Source organism: Pseudomonas sp. FW215-R2, from assembly GCF_058789255.1.
In genome coordinates this window covers 34,393-49,038 of sequence record NZ_JBYTBO010000012.1, presented here as the reverse complement: position 1 = coordinate 49,038, position 14,646 = coordinate 34,393, and the positions used below count along the sequence as shown (strand labels likewise).

Below are 14,646 nucleotides of genomic sequence, written 5' to 3'. Positions count from 1 at the left end.
TAGGCTGGAACCCGTTCCGGCCCTACGCGCATGACGAGGATAACAATGAACAATAAAGACACCGTGGCTGACCTGATCGCACAGCGCAAACCCTGGCACTCGCTGCCGGGCGCCCTCTACCAGGATGAAAACGTCTACCGCCAGGACCTCGAACAGATCTGGCACAAAGACTGGATTTTCGCCGGGCACACCTTCGAAATTTCCAAGCCCGGCCAGTACTTCACCCTGCAGATCGGCGATTACCCGGTCGCCGTGGTGCGCGGCAAGGACGGCGCAGTCCGCGCGTTTCACAACGCCTGCCGCCATCGCGGCGCCAAGATCTGCGAACACGAGCACGGCAAAGTCGCGAAGATGGTCTGTCCCTACCACAAGTGGACTTACGAGCTGGACGGCAACCTGCTGTACGCCGGCAACATGGGCCCGGATTTCGACAAGGCGCAGTACAACCTCAAATCCGTGCACTGCGAAATCGTGCACAGCTACATCTATGTCTGCGTCGCCACCAGGGCGCCGGACTTCGAAGGCTTTCGCAAGGCCGTCAGCCCGTTCATTGCCCCGCATTATCTGGACAACTGCAAAGTGGCTTTCGAGTCGACCATCATCGAGAACGGCAACTGGAAACTGGTGTTCGAGAACAACCGCGAGTGCTACCACTGCGACGGCTCCCACCCCGAACTGCTGAAATCCTACGTCGACAACCCGTCCGTGGGTGGCGCCGGCGGCGAAGATGATCCGCACCTGACGGCCTACTGGAACACCTGCGAGAAAGCCGGGCTGCCGAGCCGACTGGTGATGGACATCAACGGCCAGTACCGCATGACCCGCATCCCGCTGTCCTCCGGAGCCGTCAGCTACACCATGGACGGCAAGCCTGCAGTCGCAGGGCGTCTGGACAAGACCGCCGAACCGGACATCGGTGCGCTGCTGTACTTCCACTACCCGTCCACCTGGAACCACTTCCTCGGCGACCACGCCCTGAGCTTCCGGGTGCTCCCGATCAGCGCCACGCAAACCATGGTCACCACCAAATGGCTGGTGCCGGACACGGCGGTGGAAGGTGTGGATTACGACCTCGAACGCCTGACCCGAGTCTGGGTCGCCACCAACGATCAGGACCGCACGCTGGTCGAAGGTACCCAGCGTGGCGTGACCTCTCCGTCCTATGAACCGGGGCCGTACTCGGAAACAGCGGAGACCGGCGTCTGCCAGTTCGATGACTGGTACTGCGCCACGATGACGGACCGGCTCAAGGGGCCGATTCCGTTGAAGTCCGTGGGCTGACGGGCATTCGGGGCAACATCGGCCGGCCTGCGTCCCAGCGTCGCAGGCCCGGTACCTTGGCAAACGCCACACAAGGCTTAAAATCGCGCCTCCTCTTGCAGTCGCCCGACCGGCGCCTGCCCGCAGCCATGACAACCCTCAGGTTTGAACAGCTGGCCACTTTCACACAGTGCGCCAGGCTCAATCGTCCTGCCCGTTCGGCGGTCGCTTGTCTTCAACACACTTCGGCTTGGCACTCGCATGCGCAGAGGCGCACGTTCCGCTGTTCGATCACTTGAGGTTTTTATGACACCGCGTTTGCTGGCCATGGCGCTGGCGCCCCTGCTCGGGCTGTTCATTGTTGCGCTGGGCAACGGCTTTCTGTCTTCTTTGACCACCTTGCGCCTGGGCGCTGCCGGCGAATCGGCGACGATGATCGGCATCGTCTCCTCGGCCTATTTCATCGGTCTGACGTTGGGGGCGATCTTCAACGACCGGCTGATCCTGCGCATCGGCCACATCCGCGCCTACAGCAGCTTCGCCTCGCTGATCGCCGCGACCATCCTGCTGCAAGGGCTGTTTTATGACACCTGGGGCTGGGTCGTCCTGCGCCTGATCAACGGTTGGGCCACGGTCGGTGTGTTTCTGGTGATCGAGAGCTGGCTGCTGCTGGCCGGCGACGCGAAGATTCGCGGCCGTCTGCTGGCGCTGTACATGATCGTCCTCTACGGCGCCGGCGTGCTCGGCCAGGCCACGCTGGGGAAAATCACCGGGCTGGGCGACACCGCGCCGTTCATGGTCGCCGGCATGCTCGCGACGTTGTCGGTGCTGCCGATCGTGATTCTGCCGCGCGTTTCGCCGCTGCTGGAACAGGTCGAACCGCTCAAGCCACGGGCTTTGCTCGGCGTGTCGCCCACCGGGCTTGTCGGCTGCTTCGGCTCCGGCGTGACCATCGCCGCGATTTACACCCTGTTGCCGCTGTACCTGCAACGCATCGGCCTGAACGTCGGAGAAGTCGGCAGCATGATGGCCTGGACGATTCTCGGCGCGATGCTCCTGCAATACCCGGTCGGGCGCTGGTCCGACCGCAAGGATCGCCTGCAAGTGCTGACCGTGCTGTGCGCCGCGTGCACCGTGCTGTCGCTGGTGATCGTGCTGGTACCGCTGTCCTCGGCCATGCTCGCGGCGGCTCTGTTCCTGTTGGGCGGCGGTGTATTCGCGCTGTACCCGGTCGCCGTCAGCCACGCTGCCGACCGTGCACCGGTCGAAACGTTGGTGCCGATGATTCAAGGCATGTTGTTGATCAACTCACTGGGCTCGGCGATGAGCCCGCTGCTGATTTCGCCGGCGATGAACGCCCATGGCGGAAGCGGCCTGTTCTGGGCCTTCGCGCTGGTCAACCTGAGCATGGTGACGTTCTTCTTCTGGCGCCGTGGCAAGCGTCCGGTGCCGGCCAATCCTGCTCCGTTTGCAGCAGCGGCAACCTTCTCGCCAACTGGCGCCGAGCTGCGGGTGACCGAGGATCTGCGTCAGGCCGCGCAGGAGCATCCGCCGATGGTCGATGCGTTGAGTGGCGAAGCGGCGCCGACAACGGGATCACGCTACGAAGCCAGTTGAGTTTCTGGCAGGCATAAAAAAACCGGTGACTTTCGTCACCGGTTTTTTTGCCTGTTACATCAGTGCGGTGCCCGAGGAATGGTCTTCATCAGGTCTTCAGGGCTGATATGCCCCACCACACTGCCCGGCTGCGGCAGATTCAGGATGTGGCCCTTCATCTTGCCGATCACGTGCATCTCGCACGGTTTGCAGTCGAACTTCAGGGTCAGCACTTCGTCGCCGTGAATCAGCTGCATCGGCGCGACTTTGGTTTTCACGCCGGTCACGCCTTTGGCCTGTTTCGGGCACAGATTGAAGGAGAACCGCAGGCAGTGCTTGGTGATCATCACCGGCACTTCGCCCGCTTCTTCGTGGGCCTCGTACGCCGCGTCGATCAGCTTCACGCCGTGACGGTGGTAGAAGTCGCGGGCCTTCTGGTTGTAGACGTTGGCCAGGAACGACAGGTGCGCTTCCGGATACACCGGCGGTGGCATGGTCTCGGCCTTGCGCCCGCCACGCGGATGGGCGGCAACACGGGCGGCGGTCAGCGCTTCGATCACCTCGCGGCGCAACGACTTGAGCTGCGAGTTCGGGATGAAGAACGCTTGCGGCGCATCCAGTTTGATCGAGGTCGCGTGGTACTCGGTGGTGCCGAGTTGACCGAGCAGGTCGTGCAAGGTGTCCAGCGCCTGCTCCGGTTTGTTGGCGACGCCGAACGGGCCTTCCAGCGCAACGCTGGCGCTGATGCCCTCTTCGCTGGTCACGGTCAGTTCCAGACGCTCTTCACGCAGCTTCGCCAGCCAGCTCACACCGATACGACGCTCGGCAGAAGTCTTGAGCAAGGCCTGCTGCCAGTTGTGGTCGAGGTTGCGGTTCAGCGGATGGTTCGGGCGCAGTTTGTACAGGCCTTCCGGCATTTCGTTCGGCTCGACGCGGTAGCGGTAGCGCTTCTCGCCTTCTTCCTCGAACTCGCCCTTGGCTTCGGCGATGTTGGCGCGGAAACCCACCACTTCGCGCTTGACCAGCACATTGAGGCCGTCGCCGTTCGACAGCGGCTCGTGGGTGATCACCTGCATGTCACGCTTGCCGACTTTCTCGACCACGCCCACCGCCAGACCGGTGAAGGTCGGCGAATCGAACGCGCCGATGTCGATCTTGCGCTCGCTGACGAAGTAATCGGTGCTGCCACGGTGGAAGGTCTTTTCCGGGTCCGGCATGAAGAAATGCGCGGTACGGCCGCTAGAGGCGCGGGCCAGATCCGGACGGTCGTTGAGCACGTCGTCGAGGCGCTGACGGTAATAGGCGGTGATGTTCTTCACATAGCCCATGTCCTTGTAGCGACCTTCGATCTTGAACGAGCGCACACCGGCCTCGACCAGCGCGCGGATGTTGGCGCTCTGGTTGTTGTCCTTCATCGACAGCAGGTGTTTTTCGTAGGCGATCACGCCACCCTTTTCGTCTTTCAGGGTGTACGGCAGACGGCAGGCCTGGGAGCAGTCGCCACGGTTGGCACTGCGCCCGGTCTGCGCGTGGGAAATGTTGCACTGGCCGGAAAACGCCACGCACAACGCGCCGTGAATGAAGAACTCGATGGCGGCATCGGTTTCATCGGCGATCGCGCGGATTTCCTTGAGGTTCAGTTCACGGGCCAGTACCAGTTGCGAGAAACCGGCCTGATCGAGGAACTTGGCCCGCTCAAGGGTGCGGATGTCGGTCTGGGTGCTGGCGTGCAGCTCGATGGGTGGAATGTCCAGCTCCATCACGCCCAGGTCCTGGACGATCAGCGCGTCGACGCCGGCGTCGTACAACTGATGGATCAGCTTGCGCGCCGGCTCCAGTTCGTTGTCGTGCAGGATGGTGTTGATGGTGGTGAAGATGCGCGCGTGATAGCGACGGGCAAATTCCACCAGTTCGGCGATTTCGCTCACCTCGTTGCACGCGTTGTGGCGCGCACCGAAGCTCGGGCCGCCGATGTACACCGCGTCGGCGCCATGCAGGATGGCCTCGCGGGCGATGGCCACGTCACGGGCGGGGCTGAGCAGTTCCAGGTGATGTTTGGGCAAGGACATATATTTTTTTAGTCAGGCTGTCACGGTCGAGGCGCGCATTGTAGCCGCGAAACGCGTGGCCGGCACGCCTGTGCTGCCGGGTGGCTGTTTTAAACCCGCCCGGACGCAGATCGTTCAGATCGTTCCCGCGCGGACGGTCGTAGATCGTTCCCACGCTCCGCGTGGGAACGATCATCCGGGGCTGAATCAGGCCTTCGCGGCCATCGCAGTCACTTCCACCTTCATCCCTTCAACCGCCAGCGCCGCCACGCCAACCGCTGCGCGCACCGGCCAAGGCTTGGCGAAGTAGCGCTTGTACACCTCGTTGAACGCAGCGCGATCAGCCATGTCGGTCAGATAAATGGTCAGGTGCAGCACGCGGTCCATCGAGCTGCCGGCCTTTTCCAGTGCGACTTTCAGCGCCTGCAACGTGCATTCGCTTTGCGCAGTGACGTCGCCCAGTTCCAGGCTGCCGTCGGCGCGGGTCGGGATCTGAGTCGACATCAGGATGCCGTTGAATTCGGTCACGTCCGAAGAGATCGAGTCTGCATCCGGATCCGGGGTGTAGGTGATGTCTTGGTTGGCCATGGGAAAGTCCTTCGCTGGCAGTGAGGACGGCGCCATCGCGCGCCGTTTCGGGCGGCCAGTTTACAGACACGGCGGCGGGTTTGAAGCCATGGTGGTTTTCGGGGTGATTTCTGACGGATGTTTCAGCGTGTTTTGGGGGCCGATAAACAGGTTTCGATGCGTATGTTTAAAGACACCTGGAGTTACGCGCAATTGCCCACAAATCCTTGCGCCAGAGCCTACGGCTACGCCAGAATCCGCCGGCTTGTGCGCCTTGGGGTCGGCCGGTAACTTGGATCGGGTCACTGATTCGCAGTGATCGGGTTTAGCAGCCCGGACAGGATGGACTTACGGTTGCATTGGCATCATCAGTCAGGTACTCACCTGCGCTTGATGGTAGCTGTGTGCATGGCATCTTCGGGTGCGCCGGGTTTGGTCTTCCTTCCGGTCTGCTAACTTGCGCACAGCTGCCACCCCCCTTCGTTTAGCAGCGAACAGGTTGCGGCTCTACTGTAAAAGGAAGATCGCATGTTCAAAGCAACTCCAAATCCCCCGGTCACCGAACCGGCCAGCATCACCGACCCAACTTCCCCCTACGAATGCCCTGACTCGAAGAAATTCAACGAAGCCGCCAACCGCGCCCTCGACTACCACCTCGGCCCGATATCAGCCCACATGATGGCCGCGCCCTACTCCCCCAACCGCCTCTACCAGGCCAACCCGGCCAGCAACAACGAATCCCTGCTGGTCGACGCCGTCGAAACCCTCGGCTCGGCCAACGTCATGCTCAACAACTTCGCCGACCTCCTCCAGGGCCCCCACCGCAAGACCGCGCAGGGTATTGCGCAGGTCGTGATGTTGGCGGAACTGGCAGTGAATCAGGTTCTGGATAAGGTCGTACCGACCGAGTAATACCCAGCGGCGGGGTATCCCCCCGCCGTTACCGAGTTGTTTGATAGCTCTTCGCAACTGGATATCCCCCCAAACCCAATTATGCTCAATAGAACCTCGCCCAATCTGCGAGGCCGTCAGTCTGTCCGCGCTCCACCCACCCGGTGAAGCGCAACACCCCCAGGCCACGGGTACAGCAACACTGTTAGGTGCTCCGGCCTACAACAACAAGCACGACGGAGAACACCCATGGCAGTACTCGACAGCATGTCCACCGGCAGTGCCCCGCACCACAGCGTCAGCCGAGAGGAGCGCAAGGTCATCTTCGCCTCCTCCCTCGGCACGGTGTTCGAGTGGTACGACTTCTACCTCTACGGCTCGCTCGCCGCGATCATCGCCAAGCACTTCTTCGCCGGGGTCAACGAGACCACGGCCTTCATTTTCGCCCTGCTCGCCTTCGCCGCCGGTTTTGCGGTGCGGCCGTTTGGTGCGGTGGTGTTCGGGCGGTTGGGTGACATGATCGGGCGCAAGCACACGTTTCTGATCACGATAGTGATCATGGGGGTGTCGACGGCGATTGTGGGGTTCCTGCCCGGTTACGCGACCATCGGGGTCGCGGCGCCGATCATTCTGATCACCCTGCGATTGTTGCAAGGTCTGGCGCTGGGCGGTGAATACGGTGGCGCGGCGACCTATGTCGCAGAGCATGCGCCGAAGGGCAAGCGCGGGTATTTCACGTCTTGGATTCAGACGACGGCGACGCTGGGGCTGTTTCTGTCGCTGCTGGTGATTCTGGCCTGCCGCACCGCTCTGGGCACCGAGGCGTTCGAGGCCTGGGGCTGGCGGATTCCATTCCTGCTGTCGATCTTCTTGCTGGCCGTGTCGGTGTACATCCGTCTGCAACTGAACGAGTCACCGGTGTTCATGAAGATGAAGGCCGAAGGCAAATCCTCGAAAGCGCCGCTGACCGAATCCTTCGCCCGTTGGGACAACCTGAAAATCGTGATCATGGCCCTGCTCGGCGGCACCGCTGGTCAAGCGGTGGTCTGGTACACCGGGCAGTTCTACGCGCTGTTTTTCCTGCTGCAAACCCTGAAGATCGACCCGCAGACCGCCAACCTGCTGATTGCCGGTTCGCTGCTGATCGGCACGCCGTTCTTCGTAATTTTCGGCAGCCTGTCCGACCGAATCGGGCGCAAAGGCATCATCATGGCCGGGTGCATTCTGGCGGCGGTGACCTACTTCCCGATCTTCCACGCGCTGACCCAGTACGGTAACCCCGACGTGTTCATCGCCCAAGAGAAGAACCCGGTCAAAGTGGTCGCCAACCCTGACCAGTGCTCGTTCCAGTTCGATCCGGTGGGCAAGGCCAAATTCACCAGTTCCTGCGATCTGGCGAAAACCATTCTGGCCAAACGGGCGATCCCCTACGAAAACGTGGTGGCGGAACCGGGCACCGTGGCTCAGGTGCGTATCGGCGACAAAGTCATAGAAAGTTTCGAAGGCACCGCCATGCCAGCCGCCGACTTCAAGACCCGCAACGACGCCTTCACCGCCAGCCTCGGTACCGCGTTGAAAGAAGCCGGTTACCCGGAAAAAGCCGACCCGGCCAAGACCAATTACCCGATGGTCTTGCTCCTGCTGACCGTGCTGGTGATCTACGTGACCATGGTTTACGGCCCGATTGCGGCATGGCTGGTTGAGCTGTTCCCGGCGCGCATCCGCTACACCTCGATGTCGCTGCCCTATCACATCGGCAACGGTTGGTTCGGCGGGTTCCTGCCGACCGTGGCGTTCGCCATGGTCGCGGCCACCGGGGATATCTATTACGGCCTGTGGTACCCGATTGTCATCGCAGTGATGACGGCGATTCTCGGCATTTTCTTCATGCCGGAAACCAAGGATCGGGACATCCATCACACCTGAGGATAGAGCGCCGCCCGCTTCTGCAAAGAAGGGGCGGCGCCAGCCTCACCGTGTTTCCCAGCGTTGCACGGCAGGCAGGATTGTCGAAGCAGCCGTCACTGGCGCATCGATTTCTTCCAGGCTCAAGTGCGCAGTCTCCTTGAGGAAGAACGAGCAGACCGCCACGATCCCCAACGCCACCGCGCCGTAAACTGCAACGCCAAACGCGTCGTGGTTGTTGGCGATCAGAATGGCGGTGGCCACACTCGATGCCGTCCCGCCTCCCAGCGCGGCACCGATCTGGTACGCCGCCGACATCCCTGAATAACGCATGTCCCGTGGAAATTGCTCGGCCAGAAACGCCGGGATCGGCCCTTGCGTTGCGCCCATGAAGGCACCGATCACGATGTAGGCGAGCGTGGAGATCAACAGGCTTTTCAAACCCACCAACGGGAAGAACATGAAGAACCCGGCCGCCATGATGAATGCCCCCAGGATCATCACCTTGCGCCGGCCGATGCGGTCGGAAAGCAAGGCAAACAGCGGCGCGGTGATGACAATGGCGACCGACAGCGCGATGTCGAAAATCAGTGCGTCGGTGCTGCCATAGCCCAACTGCGTGGCGTAGGACAGGAAGAACGTGCTGCCGATATACGCGATGGTCACGTAGCCAAACGCGATGCCAGTGCACAGCAACATGGCCCGAGGTCGCGCACGCAACGCTTCAATCAACGGCATGCGCCCGTGGACGTTCGGTTCGTTGAGTGACTGCGCCGGTTTCTGTAACCGCGCATACAGCCCGACCAGCACCAGCACACCGCCCAGCCAGAACGGAATGCGCCAGGCAAAACCGGCGAGGTCATCGTTCGCCGCCACACTGACCACAGCGAACACCGCCGAGCCGAGAATCCCGCCGATGCCGATGCCCATGCTGGTGAAACTGCCCCACAACCCTCGACGCCCCACGGGTGCCGACTCGATGCCGAACAGCGCCGCCCCGCCCCACTCGCCTCCCGCCGCAAAGCCCTGCACCAGTCGCAGCAGCACCAGCAACGCCGGCGCGCCCAAACCGATCGACGCGTAGCCCGGCAGGCACCCGATCAGAAACGTACTGAGCCCCATCAACAACAAGGTGATGACCAGCATTTTCTGGCGGCCGAGCTTGTCGCCGTAATGCCCGAACACCATGCCGCCCAACGGCCGGGCGAAGAACCCCGCGCCGAACGCGCCAAAGGCAACGAGCGTCGCCGTGAGCGGATCCATCTGCGGGAAAAACACCTTCGGAAACACCAGCGCGGCGGCGGTTCCGTAGATCACGAAGTCATAGAACTCCAGGGCGGTGCCCATGCCGGAGACGAAGAAGGTTCTCAGCGCCGACGGTGAACCCGCCGTGCGTTCAGGGTGACTGGCCATGTGGGGTGCTCCTCTTGTTGTTGTTTTTCGGGGCGTTGCTTCAGGGTTTCAGAAACGCTGGTAACCGTTTCTGGCCAACTGTTTCGGGTTGCCGGCGGCGTATTCGAGGACGCCCAGTTCGGTGTCGATGCCAATGGTCAGCAAGGTTTCCCAACGCTCGGTGGCCGGCATGCTCAGATCGGGGCGGAAGCAGATCGGTGCTTCCTCGCCGGCCGCGCCGCACATGGCATCGGCCCGAAGTATCAGGTCGCCCTCGGTCATGCCGCTCAGCAAGGCGTCCACATGGTCGATGCGGGCGTAGGTGGTCGAGGCGTCCGGCGTGCGTTCGCCAGCGCTCAGGCTCGGATCGAGGAAATGGTTGGTGTGGGTGATCCAGCCTTCGGCGTTCGGCAACACCACGGCTGTGGCGGCTGGCGACAGCTCGATGCTGGCGGCACGAAGGGTCGAGTCGGCGCGGGAGAACACCGTCAACACCGTGGACGCGCTGACCCGCGCCGAACGCGCCAGTTCGATGGCCTCATCGACGCTGCGCGCCTGTTCCAGAATCCGTCGCGCAATCGCATGCACCGGTACACCGGCGGCGCCGTTGTCGCTGGCATGGTGAAGAATGTTGAAGTGCAGCCCGAGCCCGGCACTGTTCACGCCGATCTTGCCGAGCATGCCGAATTCGGTGAACAGCTTGACGGTCATCCCGGCGTCGGTGGTGAGTTGCAGGATCAGGCCGTTGGGTACCAGCGTGTCGTGCCAGTCCCAGGTCTGGATGGTTTTCGGTGTTTGCGGGCCATGGGGGGCGAACACTGCGGTCGAGCATTCGCCCTCGGTGGACGGCATCACCGCGAGGATTTCGGTGCGGGCGTTCAAGGCCGCGAGTTGCCACAGCGGCAAGTCGGCGCCTTCGGCCATGGCGACGATTTCCTCGGCCAGTGCCGGGCTCCAGTCTTCCAGGGCTTTCAGGCTGGCGTCGCCGATGTCGCGTACTTGCTGCGACGGAATATCGAGTTGATCGAAAAAGTCGAGATACAGCGCAACGGTCTGGCGAATCTGCGCGCTGAAGGCGTCACCGATCTGGTGCCCACGGGTTTGCGGGTTATGGGTGTCTGTGACGAAGCAATGAAGGTTCACGAAAGGGTTTCCTTTTTTAGCGTTGTAATCGGAGTGCGGCTTACGGCTGGCGGCGATAGATTTCGCGGCCGGCGAAGAAAGTGTTGAGCACCTGGGTGTCGCGCAGGGCTTCGGGGGCGACCGTGAACACATCGCGGTCGAGCACGATCAGGTCGGCCTGCTTGCCGGGTTTGAGCGAGCCGATGCTGTCTTCAAGGCGCAGAACCTTGGCCGCATTCAGGGTGTAGGCCTGGAACATGGTCTGGCGGTCGATGTCTTCGGCGGCGTTGAGCACGCCTTTCGGGCCCTTGCGGCTGACGGCCTGGTAAATGGCTTTCCACGGTTCGGGCGTGGTGATCGGCCAGTCGCTGGCACCGGCAATGGTCGCGCCCTGCTTGAGCAGCGAGCGCGCCGGATAGGTGTACATGAAGGCCATGGCGCTGACGTATGGCTTGACCAGATCCATGCTCGATTCATCGGCGCTGGCCCAGTACATCTGCATCGAGGCGATGACGTTCAGCGCCTTGAACCGGGCGAATTCTTTCGGGTTGACCATCTGCAAATGGGTGATCGAATGAGCGATGCCGCTCTGACGATCCTTGCGCGCCTGCTCGATGCCATTGAGTGATTCGCGCACCGCACGGTCGCCGATGGCGTGGATATGCACCAGCCAGCCACGGGCGTCGGCGGCGCTGACCAGTTCGCCAAAGTGCGCCGGATCGATCAGCAACTCGCCGGACTTCTTCGAGTTCTTGTAAGGCTCAAGCATGGCTGCGCTTTGCGCGGGGGATTCAGCCACTCCGTCGGCGAACACCTTGATGCCCGGCAGCGTCAGGTTGTGCACGCCGAGGAATTGCTGGCGGACCTTGTCCAGCTCATCGAGGTCGGCAGGTGTGGCCTTCGAATCGGCCATCAGCAACGCGGCGACGTGGGCGGTGAGTTCGCCGTTTTCCGAAAGCGTCTTATAGGTTGGCAAGACGCCCAGCGAGTCGTTTTTCACATCGGCGCCGGGCAGTTCGTTGGCCAGCGGGTCCATCCACCCGGTGATGCCCAGACTCTTGTAGTAATCCAGCGCCGCACGACCACCCGCCAGCAGCGCTTCATCGGTCGGCGGCGGCAACAGGGCCTGCACCGGGTAGAGCCCGGCATCCACCATAAAACCGTTCGGCTGTCCGTTTGGGTGATGACCGAGGGTGTCTTTCTCTTCGGGCTTGAGCGCCTGAATGCGCGCCGCATCGATGCCGGCACGTTTGAGCATCGCCCGATTCGCCCAACCGGTGTGCAGGTCCCAGCCCAGCAGCAACAGCGGCTGATCAGCCCACTCGCCCTGATTGAAACGCTGTTCCAGCGCGTCGGTCTGGCTCCAGTAGGTCGAGGGCAATCCGCCGACGCTGAGGAACTCGCCGCGCCGGGCCTTGCCGTCTTCGCGCCATTGGCGCAACCGCGATTCCAGCTCATCGAGCGGCAGCATCTGCCCATCGAGATTGGCCTGAAGCAGCTGCAAACCGCCCTTGATCGTGTGGGAATGGGAGTCGATGAAACCGGGCATCACCACTTTGCCGCCCAGATCGATCAGGCGGGTGTCGGCGGTCTTGAGGCGCAGCACCTGCGCATCCGAACCGACCGACACCACCTTGTCGCCCTCGATGGCAACAGCCTGCTGCAACGGCTGGCCGGGTTCGGCGGTGTAGATCTTCGCGTTGTGCAGGATCAGGTCGGTGGCCGCCAGACTTTCCAGCGAGGCACAAGCCAGTGCGGACGACACCATCAGGGTCAGAAGCTGCTTCATGAGCGTTCTCGTTATTTTTGTTAGGCTGAGGCCAGATTAGCCAAGCCCACCGGATAACTGAATGCCGTCTCACGCACAACTTCTGTGCCCGCCAGGAATAGATCAATGGACAAAATGAGCGCCCTGACCATGTTCGTCGCCACCGCCGAACACGGTAATTTCAGCCGTGCCGCCGAGGTGCTCGGCAACACGCCGTCGGCCCTGACCAAGGCCGTGGCGCAACTGGAAGAGGAACTCGGCAGCCGCTTGTTCGACCGCACGACACGACGCATGGCGCTGACCGAGGCCGGGCGGATCTATCTGGAAGGGGCGCGTCAGGCGCTGTTGCAACTGCAACTGGCCAGCGAAGGCGTCGAACAGCTCAAGCACGAATTGCGCGGCGAGTTGCGCATCATCGCCCCGCCCTCCTTCGCCCCGGCCTTTCTCAATCAGGTGTGCTGTCGCTTCCTGAACGAGCACCCGCAGGTGAATCTCGAAGTGGATCTGAGCGACAACTACGACGACCCGGTCGATGGCAGCTACGACCTGGCGCTGCGTGACGGGCCGATCGACCTGCCGGGGGTGATCGCTCAACCGCTGGTGGAAAACCGCGTACAGCTCTGCGCCAGCCCGGCCTATCTGGCGCGCAAGGGCAGCGATGTGTCACTGGACAACTATCACCAGCACGACTGGCTGATCTTCCGTCATCCGTTGCTCAACCGGCATTTCTGGTGGGTCAAACAGGGCGAGCGACGCCTGCGCATGACCCAGCCGACGCCGCGCATCGCCAGCGACAATTACGATTTCCTGCTGGCCTGCCTGCTCGACGGCCAGGGCCTGCAATTTCTCCCGCAGTGGAGCGCCGCGCCGTATCTCGCCCGGGGCGAACTGGTGGAATTGATGCCTGAATACTGGCGTGAACCCAGCGCTTTCGGCCCGTGGATCTACGTGCTGTATCAGGCCCATCGGCGCAATACGCGCAAGGTGAAGGTGTTTATCGACTTCCTGAAGGCGCACTGGCAAACGCCGTAATCCGTTTGTGTCATGTCGCTGTCATTCTCGGTTGCTAACGTCCTCGCGCCTCTTTGCCCCGACTGCCAAGGTGACCCTCCCGGTGTACTCAAGCCCGACGCGCCAGACCATCATCCTCAGATCCGCCGATATGTCCTGCGACGACTTCGGCGCGTTGTTTTCCCGCATGTTCGGCAATCGTTATGGCGACACACCGCCACCGCCCAAGGACATCATCATCGGCGGCGTCTACGGGCGGCACGACGGGGTCAGTTTCCGGCGCATGCATTATCGGGGTGATTTCACCGTAGCGTTCCCCGAGCCCTACGATGAAATCACCTTTGTGATTCCCACCGCTGGCAGGATCATCTTCAACGACTCCGCCGAATCCCTGGGTTTGCCCCATATCGGGCTGGCGATCGACAAGGCGGACCTGCGCTCGATGCGTTTCGTCGACAATCACGCCCAGCACGGCATGTCGATCAGCCGCGCGGCGCTCACCGAACGGCTGTCGTCACTGCTGGGACGACCGATCGTGCACAAGCTGCATTTCGAGCCGAGGGTGGATCTGAACAGCCCGGCATTTCAGGGCATTCGCGCGTTGATCGATCTGGCCACCGGCACCGAGTTCGATCTGTTGTTGAACGCCGGTTCCTTGATGCCGTCTCGCCTGCGGGAAATGCTGGTGGACGCGGTGCTGGAAGCCTGGCCGCACAACTTCAGCGAAGCCTTGCGCCGCCCCGAGGCATCGATTGCACCTCGACATGTGAAGCAGGCCATCGAATACATTCAGGCGCATCCCGAGCAACTGGTCAGCGGGACGGATCTGGCAGGACTGGTGAACGTCAGCCTGCGGGCCTTGCAGGAAGGCTTCCGGCGGTTCGTCGGGACGTCGATTGTCGCGTATCAGCGCCAGGTCAGGCTGGAGCGGGCCTGCGAAGCGCTGAAGCACGGCCAATCGTCTTCGGTGACCGATGTGGCCCTGCAATACGGATTCAGCAACGTCGGCCGGTTCTGCCAGTATTTTCAGGATGCCTACGGCGTGAGCCCCGCAGAAATGCGAAAAGGACTGCGCTGAGGCAGTCC

Annotated in this window: 11 protein-coding genes; 6 read left to right on the top strand and 5 right to left on the bottom strand. The window is 62.2% G+C overall.

Annotated features, from left to right (window positions below; genetic code table 11):
* Positions 1 to 45: 45 nt before the first annotated feature.
* Together AC3WRD_RS17655 and AC3WRD_RS17650 are read left to right on the top strand one after the other, a co-directional pair.
* Entirely contained in the window at positions 46 to 1,281 is a 1,236-nt protein-coding gene (locus tag AC3WRD_RS17655) for an aromatic ring-hydroxylating oxygenase subunit alpha (protein WP_102621646.1), read from the top strand.
* Between the two features lie 285 nt (positions 1,282 to 1,566).
* A complete protein-coding gene (locus AC3WRD_RS17650) occupies positions 1,567 to 2,877 on the top strand; it encodes an MFS transporter (protein ID WP_102621647.1) in 1,311 nt (436 codons plus the stop codon).
* 59 nt (positions 2,878 to 2,936) lie between these two features.
* Here the strand turns inward: AC3WRD_RS17650 and AC3WRD_RS17645 are convergent, their stop codons facing one another.
* Positions 2,937 to 4,925: a peptidase U32 family protein gene (locus AC3WRD_RS17645; RefSeq protein WP_102621648.1), complete on the bottom strand. Its 1,989-nt coding sequence runs from the start codon at positions 4,923 to 4,925 to the stop codon at positions 2,937 to 2,939.
* A gap of 186 nt (positions 4,926 to 5,111) precedes the next feature.
* The gene (locus tag AC3WRD_RS17640; RefSeq protein WP_007955413.1) at positions 5,112 to 5,492 is read right to left on the bottom strand and encodes a RidA family protein; all 381 of its coding nucleotides are present in this window, start codon (positions 5,490 to 5,492) and stop codon (positions 5,112 to 5,114) included.
* Between the two features lie 507 nt (positions 5,493 to 5,999).
* Here AC3WRD_RS17640 and AC3WRD_RS17635 point away from each other — a divergent pair.
* Together AC3WRD_RS17635 and AC3WRD_RS17630 are read left to right on the top strand one after the other, a co-directional pair.
* Positions 6,000 to 6,383 (top strand): DUF6124 family protein, encoded by a 384-nt coding sequence (locus tag AC3WRD_RS17635; protein ID WP_102621649.1) that lies wholly within the window; start codon positions 6,000 to 6,002, stop codon positions 6,381 to 6,383.
* Positions 6,384 to 6,611: 228 nt separating this feature from the next.
* On the top strand, positions 6,612 to 8,288 hold the full coding sequence (locus AC3WRD_RS17630; RefSeq protein ID WP_102621650.1) for an MFS transporter: 1,677 nt from the start codon (positions 6,612 to 6,614) through the stop codon (positions 8,286 to 8,288).
* 45 nt (positions 8,289 to 8,333) lie between these two features.
* Here the strand turns inward: AC3WRD_RS17630 and AC3WRD_RS17625 are convergent, their stop codons facing one another.
* Genes AC3WRD_RS17625 through AC3WRD_RS17615 form a run of 3 tightly spaced genes read right to left on the bottom strand, consistent with a single transcriptional unit; the run spans position 8,334 to position 12,570 of the window.
* Positions 8,334 to 9,680: an MFS transporter gene (locus AC3WRD_RS17625; protein WP_102621651.1), complete on the bottom strand. Its 1,347-nt coding sequence runs from the start codon at positions 9,678 to 9,680 to the stop codon at positions 8,334 to 8,336.
* Between the two features lie 48 nt (positions 9,681 to 9,728).
* The gene (locus AC3WRD_RS17620) at positions 9,729 to 10,802 is read right to left on the bottom strand and encodes a C45 family autoproteolytic acyltransferase/hydrolase (protein ID WP_102621652.1); all 1,074 of its coding nucleotides are present in this window, start codon (positions 10,800 to 10,802) and stop codon (positions 9,729 to 9,731) included.
* A 40-nt stretch (positions 10,803 to 10,842) separates the two neighbouring features.
* On the bottom strand, positions 10,843 to 12,570 hold the full coding sequence (locus AC3WRD_RS17615) for an amidohydrolase (RefSeq protein ID WP_102621653.1): 1,728 nt from the start codon (positions 12,568 to 12,570) through the stop codon (positions 10,843 to 10,845).
* Positions 12,571 to 12,675: 105 nt separating this feature from the next.
* Here AC3WRD_RS17615 and AC3WRD_RS17610 point away from each other — a divergent pair, with 105 nt between their 5' ends.
* Both AC3WRD_RS17610 and AC3WRD_RS17605 read left to right on the top strand, forming a co-directional pair.
* Positions 12,676 to 13,581 (top strand): LysR family transcriptional regulator, encoded by a 906-nt coding sequence (locus AC3WRD_RS17610; protein WP_102621654.1) that lies wholly within the window; start codon positions 12,676 to 12,678, stop codon positions 13,579 to 13,581.
* Between the two features lie 82 nt (positions 13,582 to 13,663).
* Positions 13,664 to 14,638, top strand: coding sequence for a helix-turn-helix transcriptional regulator (locus tag AC3WRD_RS17605; RefSeq protein ID WP_102621655.1), 975 nt, complete (start codon positions 13,664 to 13,666; stop codon positions 14,636 to 14,638).
* Positions 14,639 to 14,646: the final 8 nt, after the last annotated feature.

Bases quoted from the DNA above. Each gene is read 5' to 3' on its own strand.
- AC3WRD_RS17655 (WP_102621646.1), top strand. From the start codon at position 46: ATGAACAATAAAGACACCGTGGCTGACCTGATCGCACAGCGCAAACCC.
- AC3WRD_RS17650 (WP_102621647.1), top strand. From the start codon at position 1,567: ATGACACCGCGTTTGCTGGCCATGGCGCTGGCGCCCCTGCTCGGGCTG.
- AC3WRD_RS17645 (WP_102621648.1), bottom strand. From the start codon at position 4,925: ATGTCCTTGCCCAAACATCACCTGGAACTGCTCAGCCCCGCCCGTGAC.
- AC3WRD_RS17640 (WP_007955413.1), bottom strand. From the start codon at position 5,492: ATGGCCAACCAAGACATCACCTACACCCCGGATCCGGATGCAGACTCG.
- AC3WRD_RS17635 (WP_102621649.1), top strand. From the start codon at position 6,000: ATGTTCAAAGCAACTCCAAATCCCCCGGTCACCGAACCGGCCAGCATC.
- AC3WRD_RS17630 (WP_102621650.1), top strand. From the start codon at position 6,612: ATGGCAGTACTCGACAGCATGTCCACCGGCAGTGCCCCGCACCACAGC.
- AC3WRD_RS17625 (WP_102621651.1), bottom strand. From the start codon at position 9,680: ATGGCCAGTCACCCTGAACGCACGGCGGGTTCACCGTCGGCGCTGAGA.
- AC3WRD_RS17615 (WP_102621653.1), bottom strand. From the start codon at position 12,570: ATGAAGCAGCTTCTGACCCTGATGGTGTCGTCCGCACTGGCTTGTGCC.
- AC3WRD_RS17610 (WP_102621654.1), top strand. From the start codon at position 12,676: ATGGACAAAATGAGCGCCCTGACCATGTTCGTCGCCACCGCCGAACAC.